14 protein-coding genes and 1 riboswitch are annotated in these 15450 nt (G+C 37.3%); all 14 genes read left to right on the top strand.

Going from position 1 to position 15450, the window contains the following annotated elements:
- Positions 1-33 precede the first annotated feature (33 nt).
- The 14 genes from dnaG to K4422_RS01245 all read left to right on the top strand — a co-directional run bounded on the left by dnaG (position 34) and on the right by K4422_RS01245 (position 15391).
- The gene (gene dnaG / locus K4422_RS01310; RefSeq protein WP_230708732.1) at positions 34-1899 is read left to right on the top strand and encodes a DNA primase; all 1866 of its coding nucleotides are present in this window, start codon (positions 34-36) and stop codon (positions 1897-1899) included.
- 24 nt (positions 1900-1923) lie between these two features.
- Positions 1924-3030, top strand: coding sequence for an RNA polymerase sigma factor RpoD (gene rpoD / locus K4422_RS01305; protein WP_206905576.1), 1107 nt, complete (start codon positions 1924-1926; stop codon positions 3028-3030).
- Between the two features lie 252 nt (positions 3031-3282).
- A complete protein-coding gene (locus K4422_RS01300; protein WP_230708730.1) occupies positions 3283-5208 on the top strand; it encodes a cell division site-positioning protein MapZ family protein in 1926 nt (641 codons plus the stop codon).
- 60 nt (positions 5209-5268) lie between these two features.
- Positions 5269-6012, top strand: coding sequence for an AzlC family ABC transporter permease (locus tag K4422_RS01295; protein WP_268990956.1), 744 nt, complete (start codon positions 5269-5271; stop codon positions 6010-6012).
- Complete coding sequence (locus tag K4422_RS01290) at positions 6005-6328, top strand: AzlD domain-containing protein (RefSeq protein WP_206905777.1); 324 nt, start codon at positions 6005-6007, stop codon at positions 6326-6328. Before K4422_RS01295 ends, K4422_RS01290 begins: the two co-directional genes overlap by 8 nt.
- A 34-nt stretch (positions 6329-6362) precedes the next feature.
- Positions 6363-7232: a CvfB family protein gene (locus K4422_RS01285; RefSeq protein ID WP_230708728.1), complete on the top strand. Its 870-nt coding sequence runs from the start codon at positions 6363-6365 to the stop codon at positions 7230-7232.
- Positions 7233-7321: 89 nt separating this feature from the next.
- Positions 7322-7768, top strand: coding sequence for a ferric iron uptake transcriptional regulator (gene fur, locus K4422_RS01280; protein WP_206905589.1), 447 nt, complete (start codon positions 7322-7324; stop codon positions 7766-7768).
- A gap of 113 nt (positions 7769-7881) precedes the next feature.
- Positions 7882-8772 carry a site-specific tyrosine recombinase XerD gene (xerD, locus tag K4422_RS01275; protein ID WP_230708726.1) on the top strand — a complete coding sequence of 297 codons (891 nt, stop codon included), beginning with the start codon at positions 7882-7884 and terminating at the stop codon, positions 8770-8772.
- A gap of 13 nt (positions 8773-8785) precedes the next feature.
- Positions 8786-9541, top strand: a complete 756-nt coding sequence (locus K4422_RS01270) for a segregation/condensation protein A (protein WP_230708724.1) — start codon at positions 8786-8788, stop codon at positions 9539-9541.
- Complete coding sequence (gene scpB, locus K4422_RS01265) at positions 9528-10112, top strand: SMC-Scp complex subunit ScpB (RefSeq protein ID WP_230708722.1); 585 nt, start codon at positions 9528-9530, stop codon at positions 10110-10112. Before K4422_RS01270 ends, scpB begins: the two co-directional genes overlap by 14 nt.
- Positions 10112-10831 carry a pseudouridine synthase gene (locus K4422_RS01260; RefSeq protein ID WP_230708997.1) on the top strand — a complete coding sequence of 240 codons (720 nt, stop codon included), beginning with the start codon at positions 10112-10114 and terminating at the stop codon, positions 10829-10831. The genes scpB and K4422_RS01260 overlap by 1 nt, the downstream gene beginning before the upstream one ends.
- A gap of 52 nt (positions 10832-10883) precedes the next feature.
- Positions 10884-11006, top strand: a riboswitch (FMN riboswitch).
- A 129-nt stretch (positions 11007-11135) separates the two neighbouring features.
- The gene (locus tag K4422_RS01255; protein ID WP_230708720.1) at positions 11136-11741 is read left to right on the top strand and encodes an ECF transporter S component; all 606 of its coding nucleotides are present in this window, start codon (positions 11136-11138) and stop codon (positions 11739-11741) included.
- Positions 11742-12367: 626 nt separating this feature from the next.
- Positions 12368-13870 carry a YfcC family protein gene (locus K4422_RS01250; protein WP_230708718.1) on the top strand — a complete coding sequence of 501 codons (1503 nt, stop codon included), beginning with the start codon at positions 12368-12370 and terminating at the stop codon, positions 13868-13870.
- Between the two features lie 180 nt (positions 13871-14050).
- Positions 14051-15391, top strand: coding sequence for a M20 family metallopeptidase (locus K4422_RS01245; RefSeq protein ID WP_230708716.1), 1341 nt, complete (start codon positions 14051-14053; stop codon positions 15389-15391).
- Positions 15392-15450: the final 59 nt, after the last annotated feature.

Genomic DNA, 15450 nt, shown 5'->3' with positions numbered 1-15450 from the left:
TATTTAATAATTTGCAGGCTGGAGGTGAGTGAAGTGGCAAGAATACCTCAGAATGTAATTGATGAGATTCGTGAAAAAAGCAATATCGTCGAAGTCATCGGCCAATACGTTCAGCTTAAAAAAGCCGGCAAAAACTATGTAGGCTTATGTCCTTTTCACGAAGAAAAAACACCTTCTTTTTCTGTTGCTGAAGATAAGCAGATTTTCCATTGTTTTGGTTGTGGTCGTGGCGGCAATGTTTTTGGTTTTGTGGAAGAATTGGAAGGGTTAACTTTTCCAGAAGCAGTGGCTAAGGTGGCTGAGATTGAACAAATTCCTTTTGCCCCTGAGTACAAAATTGATACGCAAGCACACACGCTAAACTCGCCGCAGCAAGGGCTAATTAAGCTCCACGAAAAAGCAAAAGAAGTATATCATCATATGTTGGTAAATACTGCTGCTGGACAAGCTGCGCTAGATTATTTGTTAAACCGCGGCTTAACAGAAGAGCTGATTGCAGAATTTGAGATTGGCTTTGCTCCAAATGAAAGACAGTTTTTACGGCAAGTTTTTGCAAACGAGAAAGTTGAGACTGTACTTCTAGCACAGACAGGACTTTTTGTTGAGCGGGAAAATGGAGAATTGGCTGATCGTTTTTACCAGCGGATTATGTTCCCAATCCATGATGCAAAGGGTAAGACAATTGGTTTTTCCGGCAGAATTTTAACAACAGAAGAATTCAAAGGAGAAAATCAACCGAAATATTTGAACTCGCCGGAAACTGAATTATTTAACAAACGGCAAGTACTCTTTAACTTTGATAAAGCCAGACCAACTATTCGTAAAGAAAATACGGTGTTTTTATTTGAAGGGTTTATGGATGTTATCGCGGCATGGCAGTCTGGTGTGAAAAACGGAATTGCCAGCATGGGAACGAGTTTAACTAGTCAGCAAATCGCTGCAATTGAACGCGTTGCTGGTGAAATTGTCATTAGCTATGATGGAGATAAAGCAGGATTAGCTGCTACTGATCGTGCGATTGGCTTATTGGCTGAACACAGTAATTTGGATTTGGCAATTTTACAATTACCAGAAAAACTCGATCCAGATGAATATGTAAGAAAATATGGTAGTGCGGCGTTTTATGATTTGGCGTATCACGGGCGTGAGACGGTTTTTGGTTTTAAAATGGCCTATTTGCGCCAAAATCGCAATTTAGGTAATGAAAAGGAACAATTGGATTATGTTACGGAGCTGTTGCAAGAATTGGCAAAAGTCGATTCTTTGTTAGCACAAGATCGTTATTTAACCCAAATTGCAATGGAGTTTCATTTGAGTCGTGAAACATTGCAACAACAACTAAGTGAATTTAAACAAGCGCGTCGGCAAGCAGAAAAAAAGCCAACCCAACCAAAGGCTGATTATGAACAAGCAAGTCATGATGTGAGTGGTGACTCATCAAGCACTGTGCTGCCTCAGACACCAAAACGGGCGTTAACACAGGTGGAACGTGGTGAGCAGTTGGTTTTATATCGACTTTTCAACGACAGTTCATTACTGGCACGCCTACAGCAAGCGCAATTAGTTTTTATTCACGACGAGTACCAAACAATTTATTTTATGTATGAAAACTTTATTGAGAGTTTTGGTAGTTTTTCGCTACCGGATTTTCTCGATTATTTGACGGAGACGTCAATAAAAAATAAAGTGATTGAAATTGCCTATCTCACTGTGCCACAAGATTCTTCAGAAGAAGAAATAAAAAGCATTTTGCGTTTATTCCAAAAGGCGCGCATTGCTGAAAAAATTAATCAAAAGAAATTTCTGCAGCAAGAAGCAAGTCAATTGGGCAATATGCAACAGGCATTGGAGTTGGCAGTTGAAATAATAGATTTAACAAAAAAATTGCAGCAAGCTTAACTACACAAAGGGGGCCTTCTTTTCATGGCAAAAGAACAAAACACAGAATATGATAAAGCGGTAAATGCTTTTATCAAAGAAAATAAACCCAATGGCCAAGTCGTATACGACGAGTTGTCCAATAAATTGGCCACACCTTTTTCATTAGATGCTGATGCAATGGACAAATTAATCCAAAAAGTCGAAGATGCTGGTATCAGTGTTGTTGATGAAAATGGTGAACCGTCTGTTCACAGCTTAAAGAGCAATGAAAAAAAAGCAGAAGCAGCTAAACAAGAAGATTTATCTGCTCCAACAGGCGTTAAAATCAACGATCCTGTGCGGATGTATCTAAAAGAAATTGGCCGGGTTCCGCTTTTAACAGCTGAAGAAGAAGTTGAACTAGCTTTAAAAATTGAAGAAGGCGATCAAGAAGCAAAACAACGCTTGGCAGAGGCTAATTTGCGTTTAGTTGTTTCGATTGCAAAACGATATGTTGGGCGCGGAATGCAATTTTTGGATTTAATTCAAGAAGGCAATATGGGCTTGATGAAAGCCGTTGAAAAATTTGATTATCGTAAAGGCTTCAAATTTTCAACATATGCGACGTGGTGGATTCGTCAAGCAATTACACGGGCTATCGCTGACCAAGCCCGGACGATTCGTATTCCTGTGCACATGGTTGAAACTATCAATAAATTAATTCGAATTCAGCGACAATTGCTACAAGATTTAGGTCGGGAACCAACGCCTGAAGAAATCGGAGCTGAAATGGATTTGCCAACTGAAAAAGTTCGCGAAATTTTAAAAATTGCACAAGAACCTGTTTCATTGGAAACGCCAATTGGTGAAGAAGATGATTCACATTTGGGTGATTTTATTGAAGACCAAGAAGCAACAAGTCCTGCTGAACATGCAGCTTATGAATTATTAAAAGAACAACTTGAAGATGTTTTAGATACTTTAACAGACCGAGAAGAAAATGTCTTACGTCTCCGGTTTGGTCTTGATGATGGACGTACTAGAACCCTTGAGGAAGTCGGAAAAGTCTTTGGTGTTACCAGAGAACGGATTCGCCAAATCGAGGCAAAAGCACTACGAAAATTGCGCCATCCATCTCGTTCTAAACAATTAAAAGATTTCTTAGAATAAAAAAACTGTTGCGCTATAAAAATGGCGCAACAGTTTTTTTATGCGGCTAATTTTTAGTAAATGTTTTGCACCTGTAATTTTCTTAATAAAATCCTAACTTCCTATCCTAAGCCGAAACGTTTATAATAGACTAGATAGTCTGGCAGTTTTTTAGCTGGCTAATGTGAAATCAAAGTTTTATGCAGAAAGGAAGCAAGAAAAACAGTGATTAACAAATGTCCCCACTGTGGGTTTGAACCTCTTGAGGGTAAAATGGTTTGTCCGCGTTGTGGTGAAGAAATAAAAGAAAATATTGCCGGGAAACTTGCAACGATTAAAGAAAACAATCGCGAAAATAATGATTCCGTTAAATGGTCGGATTTTAAAGATGTTTCAATTGGTTCTGTGATGGAAGAGTCTTTAAATGAAGCGACAAAAGAAGATGATTTGGCTGATGTGAATCCAATTTTAGCTGATTATATTAAAAAGCATAAAGATGACTATGAAGAAGACGAGTCGACACCAGCAGTTAAACAAATCAAAGCTGAGGATAAAGACGAGAAAATTATAGCGGGCAACGAAGAGGCTAAAGAGGCTAAAGAAGAGTTATCTAACTTTCAGTCAAAGAATGAAGAAATTGACGAAAGTAAAAAGGATTCCAGAACGTACGAAAAAGACACTGCCGCCAGCGAAGAGCTAAATGAGGAACAAAGTGAAGCACCAAGTGAAGCGCTAAACGAAGAGCCAAGTGAAGAATCGCAAAAAAAAGCAAAAACAATACGTGAAACGACGGTGTCAAAAGCGGCTTCAGTCACAAAGAAGACAACTACAGCTGCAGATGAAATAGAAGTTGCCACAAGCAAAGGCGAAGAAACTGAAGCTGACCATATGCTGCAAAAATCAACTTTACCAACAAAAGAGCAAACAGATGTAGACCAGGATAAAAAAGAAGACGCCGTTTTACCATCTGAAGCAAGCAAAATACCTAAGGAAACTGAAAAAAATGAAATTGATCCTGCGGCACTTAATGATAATAACAAGCCAACAACGTCTAAAGCACCGAAAAAGAAATGGCCATATGTTCTTTTAGCAGCAGTACTTGTCTTAGGTGGAGGAGTTGGCTATTATGGTTATGATCAAAGTGTAAAAGCTACGGCGCAAAAAGAGCAACAACAAATTGAAAAACAAGAAACAGTTATCCAAAACCAACTGGCTGACTTTTATACTGATAAGCAGCAACAATTTGTTAAAGCGGATAAAACAAGTGATGAACTAACGGATTTAACCGCGCAAGTTAAAGAGTTAACAAAAAAAGCTAGCAATACTGAAACGAAAGATCGCGCCCATCATTTAACCAATGAAATTGGCCGTATCAAAGAAAAAATTGCCACTGTTACACGTGTAAATAATCTGTTTGAAACTCCAATTATAAGTGGTGACCAAGTGAAAAAAGATATCGCAATCAAAGGTGACGCAATAAATGTTGAAGTGTTAACTGCAGATGATGAATTTGCAAAAACAATCAACGGCGTGATTAGTGAAGCCAAGTCTCAGTTTAATGATTTAACAAGCGCCCAAAAAGCCGTGACTGTTGTATATGCAGACAATAAGGTTAAAGATAAAGCGACGCGCACACAATATCAAGCTGCCCAAAAAGCAGTAGCAAAACTGGTCGACGGCAATCAAAAACAAACTTTAGTAGCTAATTTAAAAAAAGTTGATGCGAAATTAGGCAAGAAAGAAGCAGCTGCGGCTAAGAAAAAGCAAGCAGAAGCAGAAGCTGCTGTTAATGCCGCCAAAAAAGCGCAGAGTACTACTAGCAGTCAAAATTCACAAGCAGGTAGTTTACCGGCAGAAGCATCACCAAATATGCGCCCCAATACAGACAATGCACCAATTATGGCCACAAATCCAAGTGCCGTAGCAGATAGTGCAAATCCTGCCTGGGTCTGGAATTCTGGTATCCAAGAAAAAGTTATTCAAACCTGTATTGATCGGGGTTATGTTGTTGCTGGTGGTTATTATTTAGAACCTGTTACGATCGAAAACGGCGAAGGGTATTATAACTTGTATGCTACTAATACGCAGTCTTCTTTACTAAAAGGAATTTCGGCAAAAGCTTTACCATATTACATTGTCACAATTAATTGTAAAACAGGTTATTTCCGTGGTAACGGCAATGACCATACCATTCGATAGTAAAAAAACGAATATTATTTATTTTCTGATAATTGCTTGTCTTGCCCTCTTTTTTTCGTTATGATTAAAAGCAAACGAAAAGAAGGGGGCATTTTTGTGGAAGAAGTACAGCGTTATGAAAGCTTTTCAGATGGTGTGAAAGCTTGTGTGCCCACAATGTTAGGCTATATTGGAATTGGTTTTGCTGCAGGTGTTGTGGAAAAAGGTGTGGGACTTTCCCTTTTAGAAATTTTATTGTTATCGTTATTTGTTTATGCAGGTAGCGGTCAATTTATTATTTGTGGTTTATTAGCAATTCAAGCGCCGATTTCGACTATTATTTTAACGGTCTTTTTAGTTAATTCGCGGCATTTTTTGATGAGTTTATCAGTAACTAGCTATTTTAAACCCTATTCAATTTTAAATAATATCGGTATTGGTACACTTTTAACTGACGAATCTTATGGTGTTTTAACAACAGCGCTGCAAGAAAAACGACCGTTGACTGCAAAATGGATGCACGGACTAAATGTTGCTGCCTATTTGACTTGGACTTTAGCCAATGTGTGCGGAGGCCTTTTAGGTCAATTTATTCCTGATCCAAATCGATTTGGCTTGGATTTTGCATTAACCGCGATGTTTTTAGGCTTATGTTTATTTCAAATTGAGTTACCATTAAAAAAAAGAACGAAACAAACACTACAAGTGCTTGCTAGTGTCGTTATCGCCTTAGTTTTATTTATGCGGTTTACTTCGGCTGAAATTGCAGTAATTGCGGCAACTTTGATTGGTTGTTTAGTAGGGACGGTGACTCATGATGCTTAATTTGAATATCTTGATTTTAATTTTAGGCTGTAGTATCGTCACTTGGATTCCACGAATTCTACCTTTTGCCTTTGCGCAAAAATTGAAATTTCCTCCTAGAGCGGAAATATTTTTATCGTATTTACCCCTTTGCATTTTATTTGCCCTTTTAATACAGAGTTTGCTGAACTTTAGATCAGGAAATTGGCCTACTATTAAAGGACCAGAAGTACTTGCCAGCATCCCTGCTTTAATGGTAGGTTACTATACGAAGGACTTAATGAAAATTGTGATTGTCGGCATTGTAGCGATTGCTTTAATCCGGCTAGTCATCTAGTTAGGCGCATGTGCGCAACAAGGAGAAAAAAATTATGAATGAATTATTAGCTACTATTATTAGTGGAATGGTAACAGATGAAAACGAAACGGCCTATTTTGTCCAAAAAAACGGTGTGACGTTTCGTTTACCAAAAAGTGAAGGGGAGCACCAATTAGGCGAAAGTGTCACTGGTTTTGCTTATCAAAATCAACGGCATGAAAATGCTTTAACAACCAATATTCCGAAAAGTCGTAAAGGACACTATGCCTTTGCAACGGTTATTGCCACCAGACGAGACTTAGGTGTCTTTGTAGATATTGGTTTGCCAGACAAAGAAGTTGCGGTTTCTTTAGATGAATTACCAACATTAACGGAATTATGGCCTAAAAAAGGTGATCGTTTGCTTGTCGCTTTACGCGTCGATCAAAAAGACCGTATTTGGGGTACGCTGGCAGAAGAAAAAGTTTTTCGCTCTATGAGTAAAAAGGGCAAGGAAGAACAAAAAAATCAAAATATTACCGGAACCGTTTTTCGCTTGAAAATTGCTGGAACGTATCTTTTAACAGAAGATTTTTATCTTGGCTTTATTCATCCTAGCGAGCGGTACCAAGAACCACGCTTAGGAGAAATCGTCTCAGGACGCGTCATTGGGGTGAGACCAGATGGTGTATTGAATGTTTCTCTTAAACCACGGGCCTATGAGGCAATTAGTGATGATGCAGAAATGTTATTGGCGTATTTGCGTCGTGCTAAAGAAAATAAAATGCCGTATACCGACAAATCTGATCCCCAAAGCATTCAAGAGATGTTTGGGATTAGTAAAGGACAATTTAAACGGGCGATGGGACATTTGCTAAAAGCAAAATTAGTGATGCAAAAAGATGGATTTACCTATCTAATTGAGAAAACAGACCTTGTATAATTCTTGCTTTTTCCTTATAATAAGTATAATCTAGGGTTTGTAATTAAAGGCTAGTTTAGAATTGTTATAAAGAAGGTTGCGGAGGATATATGGATACAACAACTACAATGAAAAAAGTGAAACAACAACTTCACGAAGCCGGATTCAAATTAACTCCGCAGCGAGAAGCAACGTTGTTAGTTTTATTAGAAAATGAAAAAGATCATCTCTCTGCTGAAGAAGTGTTCTTTTTTGTAAAACGAAAAAGTCCTGAAATTGGCTTAGCTACTGTTTATCGCACTTTAGAAATTTTAACAGAATTACACGTGGTGGATAAGGTTAGCTTTAATGATGGTGTTTCGCGCTATGATTTAAGAAAAGAAGGAGCACAACATTTTCATCATCACTTGTTGTGTATTGAATGTGGCAATATTGAGGAGATTGAAGAAGATTTATTAGGTGACGTGGAAGAAATAGTCGAAAATAAATATCATTTTGTTGTCAAAGATCATCGTTTAACTTTTCATGGATTATGTCAAAATTGTCAAAAAAAATAAAGTTATGCCAGAGTCAATTGAAGGCTTTGGCGTAGCTTATTTTTTTATCTGTTATAAATGGGTTTCATTTGGTATGATGATAAAGGTGCAATTGAAGAAGGCAAGGGAGAATTATGCAAGAACAAATTACAGATTATTTACATTATTTGACAATTGAAAGAGGTCTGTCTGAAAATACGAAGAAAAGTTATCAACGAGATCTTTTACAATACCTCTCTTTTTTAGAAAAACAAAAGATAACCGACTGGCAAGAAGTCGATCGTTTTACAGTTGTTAGTTTTTTACAGGAACTAAAAGAAGGCGGAAAATCTAGTGCAACGATTGCTCGAATGATTACGAGTTTACGACGATTTCACCAGTTTTTACGGCAAGAACGCATTACAGATCATGATCCCATGCAACATATTGATTCTCCTAAAAAACAGCAAAAATTGCCAGATACATTAAGTTTAGGCGAAGTTGAACAATTGCTTGGCACACCTGATACCAAAGAAACATTGGGCTTAAGAGATCGAGCAATTTTAGAAGTGATGTATGCAACGGGCTTACGGGTCAGTGAATTGATTAATTTAAAATTAAACGATGTCCACTTAGAAATGGGATTGTTGCAAACTTTGGGCAAAGGCGATAAGGAGCGGATTGTACCTTTGGGTGATATCGCTATAAAATGGGTACGTCGTTATCTCGCTGATGCCAGACCTTATTTGACTCGTAAAAATCCAGCAGAATCCCATCTATTTGTGAATAATCACGGTAGTGGACTTAGTCGGCAGGGAATTTGGAAAAATTTAAAGGCGATTGTACAAAAAGCCGGTATTTATAAAACGGTAACGCCTCATACATTACGCCACAGTTTTGCTACCCATCTGCTAGAAAATGGTGCTGATTTAAGAACGGTGCAAGAACTATTAGGTCATGCCGATATTTCCACAACCCAAATTTATACCCATATTACAAAAAAACGCATGACGGATGTCTATAAGCAATATTTCCCGCGTGCATAAAAGTTGGTGAATTATGAGTGAGATTAATGTTAAACTGGATGTTTTCGAAGGTCCATTGGATTTATTGCTGCATTTGATTCAAAAATTGGAAATTGATATTTACGATATTCCCATTGCAGCAATTACAGAGCAATATATGCAATACATTCATGCCATGCAGACCTTAGAGTTAGAAGTTGCGGGGGATTATCTGGTTATGGCAGCAACCCTTATGGCAATTAAGTCCAAAATGCTTTTGCCTAAACAGGAATTTGTGGCAGAAGAAGATGCTTATGAAGAAGATCCAAGGGAAGTTTTGGTCAGCCAGCTACTGGAATACCGCAAATTTAAATATGCAGCTGAAATCTTGTCAGATAAAGCCAAAGAACGCAGCGATTACTTTACCAAAGAACCTATGGATGTGGACGAGTATAAAGAGGATAGCCCACTTTTACCTGCGAATCAATTAAATACCATCGACTTGTTTTTGGCTTTTCATAATATGCTGGAAAAAAAGAAAAAGCGTCAGGTAATCGAAACGACTATTACTTCTGATGAAACCACCATTGAAGACAAGATGTCTGTTATAAAAATTGGATTGGCAAATTTAAAACCTCACGAGGGGAAAAATTTGGCTGATTTTTTACAAAACTATACAAAAAGTGAAGTTGTCACTACCTTTTTAGCGTTATTGGAACTGATGAAAAATGGAAGTGTGGCAATTGTTCAATCAGAAAACTATGGTGAAATTACCTTATATGCAACAGGAGAAAAAGATGAAGATCAGTGATTTAGAAGCGATTTTATTCGTAGTTGGAGACGAAGGAATTGGCTTAGAAGAATTAAGCTACTTATTAAATACCAAAACAGCAGAAACTTATGAAATGATTCAATTATTGCAAGGACGCTATGATGAAGAGGAAAACTCCGCATTGCATATTTTAGAAGTAGGGAATCATTTTGTTTTAACGACAAAAAAGAAATTTGCTCCGTTGCTAAAAAAATATGCGCAATCGCCTCTGTCAAATACCTTATCGCAAGCTGCGCTTGAAACGCTTGCAATTATTGCTTATAAACAGCCCCTCACTAGAATGGAAGTCGATGAGATTCGCGGCGTTCAATCTAGCGGCTCTGTTCAAAAATTAGTCGCCCGACAATTGATTGAAGAAAAAGGCCGAGTTAATGGACCAGGACGGGCAATTTTATATGGAACAACCGATTATTTCATGGACTACTTTGGTCTTAAAACATTAGGTGAATTGCCGGATATAGAAGCGATGGAAGACGAATTAACAGAAGATGTCCCGATGGATTTATTTTTTGATCGTTTCAAGGAAACAGAAAATGGAGGACAAGAATGATGGAGAGACTACAAAAAGTAATTGCCCATGCAGGCATTGCATCACGCCGTAAAGCAGAGGAATTAATCACGCAAAAAAGAGTCAAAGTTAATGGCACAACGGTAACAGAACTAGGAATTAAAGTCAGTCCCAAAGATCAAATTGAAGTAGATAACGTTCCAATTAATCAAGAAGAACCTGTTTATTTTATGTTTTATAAACCTCGTGGAGTCATATCTGCGGTTAGTGATGATAAAGGACGCAAAGTGGTAACGGATTACTTTATGGGAATTTCTGAACGAATTTATCCGGTCGGTCGTCTGGATTATGATACGTCAGGATTATTATTATTAACAAATGATGGTGCGTTTGCCCAAAAACTAACGCACCCCAAACACGAAGTCGATAAAGTCTATGTGGCTAAAGTAAAAGGCGTGCCAGAAAAACAACAATTACGGCCATTAAGTCGCGGCTTGTATTTTGAAGGTGTCAAATATGCGCCAGCACGCTATGATGTTTTATCTGCTGATACGAAGGCACAAACCTCAATTATTCAACTAACGATCCACGAAGGTCGTAATCATCAAGTTAAAAAAATGTTGCAAGCAGTAGGTCTACCTGTGCAAAAGTTGAAGCGGGAAAAATATGGCAATTTAACCTTAGAAAACTTACGCCCTGGGGAATATCGTCCTTTGCACAAAAAAGAGGTTAGCCAACTTTTAAATTTAGCCAAGAATTAATACTTGTAATTTTTCTCTTTTCTTATATAATGTAAGTGTAATTAAATACAAGGTTCGTCTTCAGGGGCAGGGTGTGATTCCCGACCGGTGGTAATAGTCCACGAACTGCATTAAGTTGCGGTTGAATCGGTGTAATTCCGATACCGACAGTATAGTCTGGATAAAGAAGATAGGGCTTATTTGAAGTAGCTTATTTCAGATAACTCTAACTCTATTTTCCCTGCATGGAAAATAGAGTTTTTTTATTGGAAAAGTTATTTCAAAAGGTTCGATTGAAGATGGGTCCTTACCTAGGAGGATTTCAATGAAGAACACAAAGGTACAAAAAATGGTGGCTGTCGCATTATTTGCGGCAATGGGAGTTATTTTACAGTATGTTGCGTTTCCACTTTTACCGGCTTTCTCTTTTATGAAAGTTGACTTTAGCGATATACCCGTAATGTTGAGCATGTTTTTATTCGGGCCGATGGCAGGGATTGCGACAGCTTTTATCCGTTCCTTATTACACCTACTTACAACCGGCTTAGAGTTGAGTAATTTAATTGGCGATGCTGCAAGCTTTTTTGCTAGTGTACTCTTTACTTTACCAATGTATTATTTCTTTAACGGGAATAAAAATGGTAATAAAAAAATTGCCAGAAAAGTTTTAGGGGTAACAAGTGGCGTTTTAGCTATGACGATTTTCATGAGTATTGCTAACTATTTTGTTATCACACCTGTCTATTTAAATGTACTAGGTCTGACAGCTGATAAAATGTTAGGCATGTCACTGGCTCAATACGTTGCAATTGGGGTTGTACCCTTTAATTTATTAAAAGGTGCGATTGTCAGTGCAGCATTCTTAGTCATTTACACCAAATTGCTTCCATTTTTAGAGCAAAAACGACGTAAACAGCAACACATTGGTTAAAATTAAAAAGATGGCACAAATGTTGAGCAGACATTTGTGCCATCTTTTTTTGATAATAATTTTTTAGCAATCGGTCAATCACTATCTCAAAACGTATCCTTCAAAAATAAAAAAACTTTTAAAAAATTAACAGTGGCTAAAAAACTTCCCACAAATTTAACTTATTGCGGAAATTTGTGTGTTTTGTGCTCAAATTTTCTAGCTAACTAGGATTATTAAAATACGAAATCTTTAATTCAAAAAAACATTGCTTTTTTTTAATGAAATAAAATACAAAAAGAAGCAAAATGATAAAGCGTTTTCATCTCGTTGGGTTTTTATATGCAATGAATTGTATAATAATCAAAAATATATTGTATAAAGAGAAATCCATCACGTTTTCAAGTAGGCATTTTTCATATTAGTAAAAAAATCTAGCGTTACAATTATTGTAGGAGTGGAACAAAGACCGTGGCAATCCGTTCTACTTACAAATTCGTACACTATAAAATGAATATGCATAATAACAAAAAGAAAAAGACGATAAGAAAACTTGTGTAATTATTTCCCAGATCGTCTTATCTTTGATAAAATAACTATGTAATCTATTTTATAGTTACAATATAGAAAAGAGAGGAAGAGAAAAAATGGAAAATACGCAAACGAAGAAAAAATTCCAGATGCCTTCAGCGTACACGGTATTATTCATTATCATTGCATTCATCGCCATTTTGACTTGGTTCATTCCAGCCGGTCATTATAAAGTGGACGATGCTGGTAACATTTTAGCAGGAACCTATGAACGGGTTGCTCAAAATCCACAAGGGTTCTACGATGTTATGATGGCACCAGTCTTAGGGATGTTAGGTTCTGATACAACAGATCCAGCTATCTCGATTTCATTTTTCATCTTAATCGTTGGGGGATTTCTTGGAATCGTTAACAAAACCGGCGCATTAGATGCAGGTATCGGCTCAATCGTAAAACGCTTTAAAGGCCGTGAAAAGAACTTAATCTTTATCTTATTACCAATTTTTGCTTTGGGCGGTTCAACTTATGGGATGGCCGAAGAAACAATTCCGTTTTATTCATTACTGATTCCAGTTATGATGGCGGTTGGTTTTGACTCTATCGTTGCTGTATCAATCGTGCTAATTGGTTCTCAAGTTGGCTGTTTAGCATCAACAGTTAACCCATTTGCCACAGGGGTTGCTTCTGATGCAGTTGGTATTTCAATGGCAGACGGTATGTTATTACGTATTATCATGTGGGTTGTCTTGGTGGGTATTTCAATTGCTTACGTTTATCGTTATGCAGCAAAAATTGAAAAAGATCCAACGCAATCAATCGTTTACAGCCAAAGAGAAGAAGACGCAAAACATTTCGATATTGAAGCAATTAACCGTCAAGAAGGCGTAACGAAAAAACAACGTAACGTAAATATCTTGTTTATCTTGACATTCTTCTTGATGATTTTGAGTTTAATTCCTTGGGAAGAATTTGGGATTAATATTTTTGCCAACTTTACTAAATGGTTATCTGGTCTTCCAGGTTTAGGCATGGTGTTAGGAAAAGATATGCTACCATTTGGTCAATGGTACTTCCCAGAAATTACAATGTTATTCTTATTGATGTCAATTATTGTTGCAATTGTTTACGGCTTTAAAGAATCAGACTTTATTTCTGAATTTTTAACGGGTGCTTCTGATTTAATCGGGGTTGCCATCGTCGTAGCTGTTGCCCGTGGTATTCAAGTTGTGATGAACAACGGGATGATCACCGATACCATCTTAAACTGGGGTGAAAAAGGACTTTCAGGTCTTTCATCTATCGTCTTTATCATTTTGACATTTATTTTCTACATTCCAATGTCATTTTTAATTCCATCAACATCTGGTCTTGCCGCAGCAACAATGGGTATTATTGGACCAATGGGCGAATTTGCTGGTGTTGGTAAAGATTTAGTTATCACAGCTTATCAATCAGCTTCAGGTTTGGTAAACTTAATTACACCAACTTCTGCTATTGTTATGGGTGCTGTTGCGATTGCCCGCATTGATATTGGTAAATGGTGGAAATACATCACCAAATTAATTGCCATTTTATTTGTGGCAATTTGTATCTTGCTTGCAATTGGGACAATACTATAAGATAGACAAATTTTCATAATTTGGCTAAGATGAAGTTAACTTTATATCTATAACTGAGTTTCTCAGTTTTAAAAAGAGAGTTTCGGTTATTCTTGAAGCTCTCTTTTTCTTATTTTTGGTAATTTGTAAAAAAGTTATGCAACTTTACTTTTTTACTTTTAAAATTTAGGAGGTAGTACAATGAAACAATTCGTTACCCAAAAGCATCACGAAGAAGCAGTCGAAGCATTAAAAAAATTAATTCAGGTTCCTTCAGTTTTAGATGAATCTGACAGTGGTGAAGGCCATCCATTCGGGAAAAACGTAGTGAAAGCTTTAGATCAAGTTTTAGAAATTTGTGATAGCATTGGTTTTCGGACGTTTAAAGATCCAGAAGGTTACTATGCCTATGCTGAAGTCGGTCAAGGAGACGATTTATTTGCGATTTTATGTCACATGGATGTAGTGCCAGCCGCCGAACAAAAAGGTTGGAATACTGACCCGTTTGATCCAGTCATTAAAGATGGTATTATCTACGGTCGCGGTTCCCAAGATGATAAAGGTCCTTCAATGGCTGCGTTATATGCTGTTAAAGCATTAATGGATGATGGTGTTGAATTTAACCAACGCATTCGTTTTATCTTTGGTTCTGATGAAGAAAACTTATGGCGTTGTATGGAAAAATATAACGAAAAAGAAGAAAGTGCAACAGCTGGAATCGCGCCAGACCACAGCTTCCCGTTAACATTTGCTGAAAAAGGTTTGCTACAAGCTTATCTTGTTGGCTCAGGAACGGATAAAATTGCTGTTAATGCTGGTGGTGCGCTAAACGTTGTGCCAGATACAGCCCCTTATGAAGGTGAACACGTAAATGCAGTCAAAGCTGCTTTAGACAAATTAGGCTTCCCGTATGAAATGGAAGGGGAGACAGTTGTTGTTCAAGGTAAGAGCGTTCACGCAAAAGACGCACCAGAAGGAATTAACGCAATTACGCGTTTAGCTATGGCATTAAGTGAAGTGGTCGACTTTGCTCCTTTGAATTTCTTAGGCAAACTAGTTAAGGAAAATGCAACAGGTGAAAATGTTGTTGGTAAAACACAAGATGCGCAATCAGGTGAGTTGACAATGAACTTTGCTAGTTTAATTATTTCGCCAAAAGAAACTAAAATTGGTGTAGATATGCGCTTACCAGTAACAGTTAAAAAAGAAGAATTAGAAGAAAAAATTGCAGCAAAAGTGAAGGAATACGATTTGACTTATCAAGAATTTGATTGGTTAGATTCTTTATATGTCCCTCAAGATTCTACTTTAGTCAAAACATTATTAGCAACTTACCGGGAAATGACAGGGGATATGACAGAACCTGAAATTTCTGGTGGTGCAACTTTTGCCCGCACAATGAAAAATTGTGTAGCTTATGGTGCAATGTTTGAAGACACACCAGACTTTATGCACCAAGCCAATGAACAATGGGAATTAGACCAAATGTACAAAGCAATGGACATTTACGCTGAATCTATTTATCGTTTATGTGCAAAATAGTTTCACACAGCTCTAAACGAAAAAATTAACACAAATACCCAAACGCAATGATCTTCTTA

The sequence above is a fragment of the Enterococcus sp. SMC-9 genome (assembly GCF_021011285.1).
Taxonomy (GTDB): domain Bacteria; phylum Bacillota; class Bacilli; order Lactobacillales; family Enterococcaceae; genus Enterococcus_C; species Enterococcus_C montenegrensis.
This window is presented reverse-complemented; position numbering and strand designations above follow the sequence as displayed.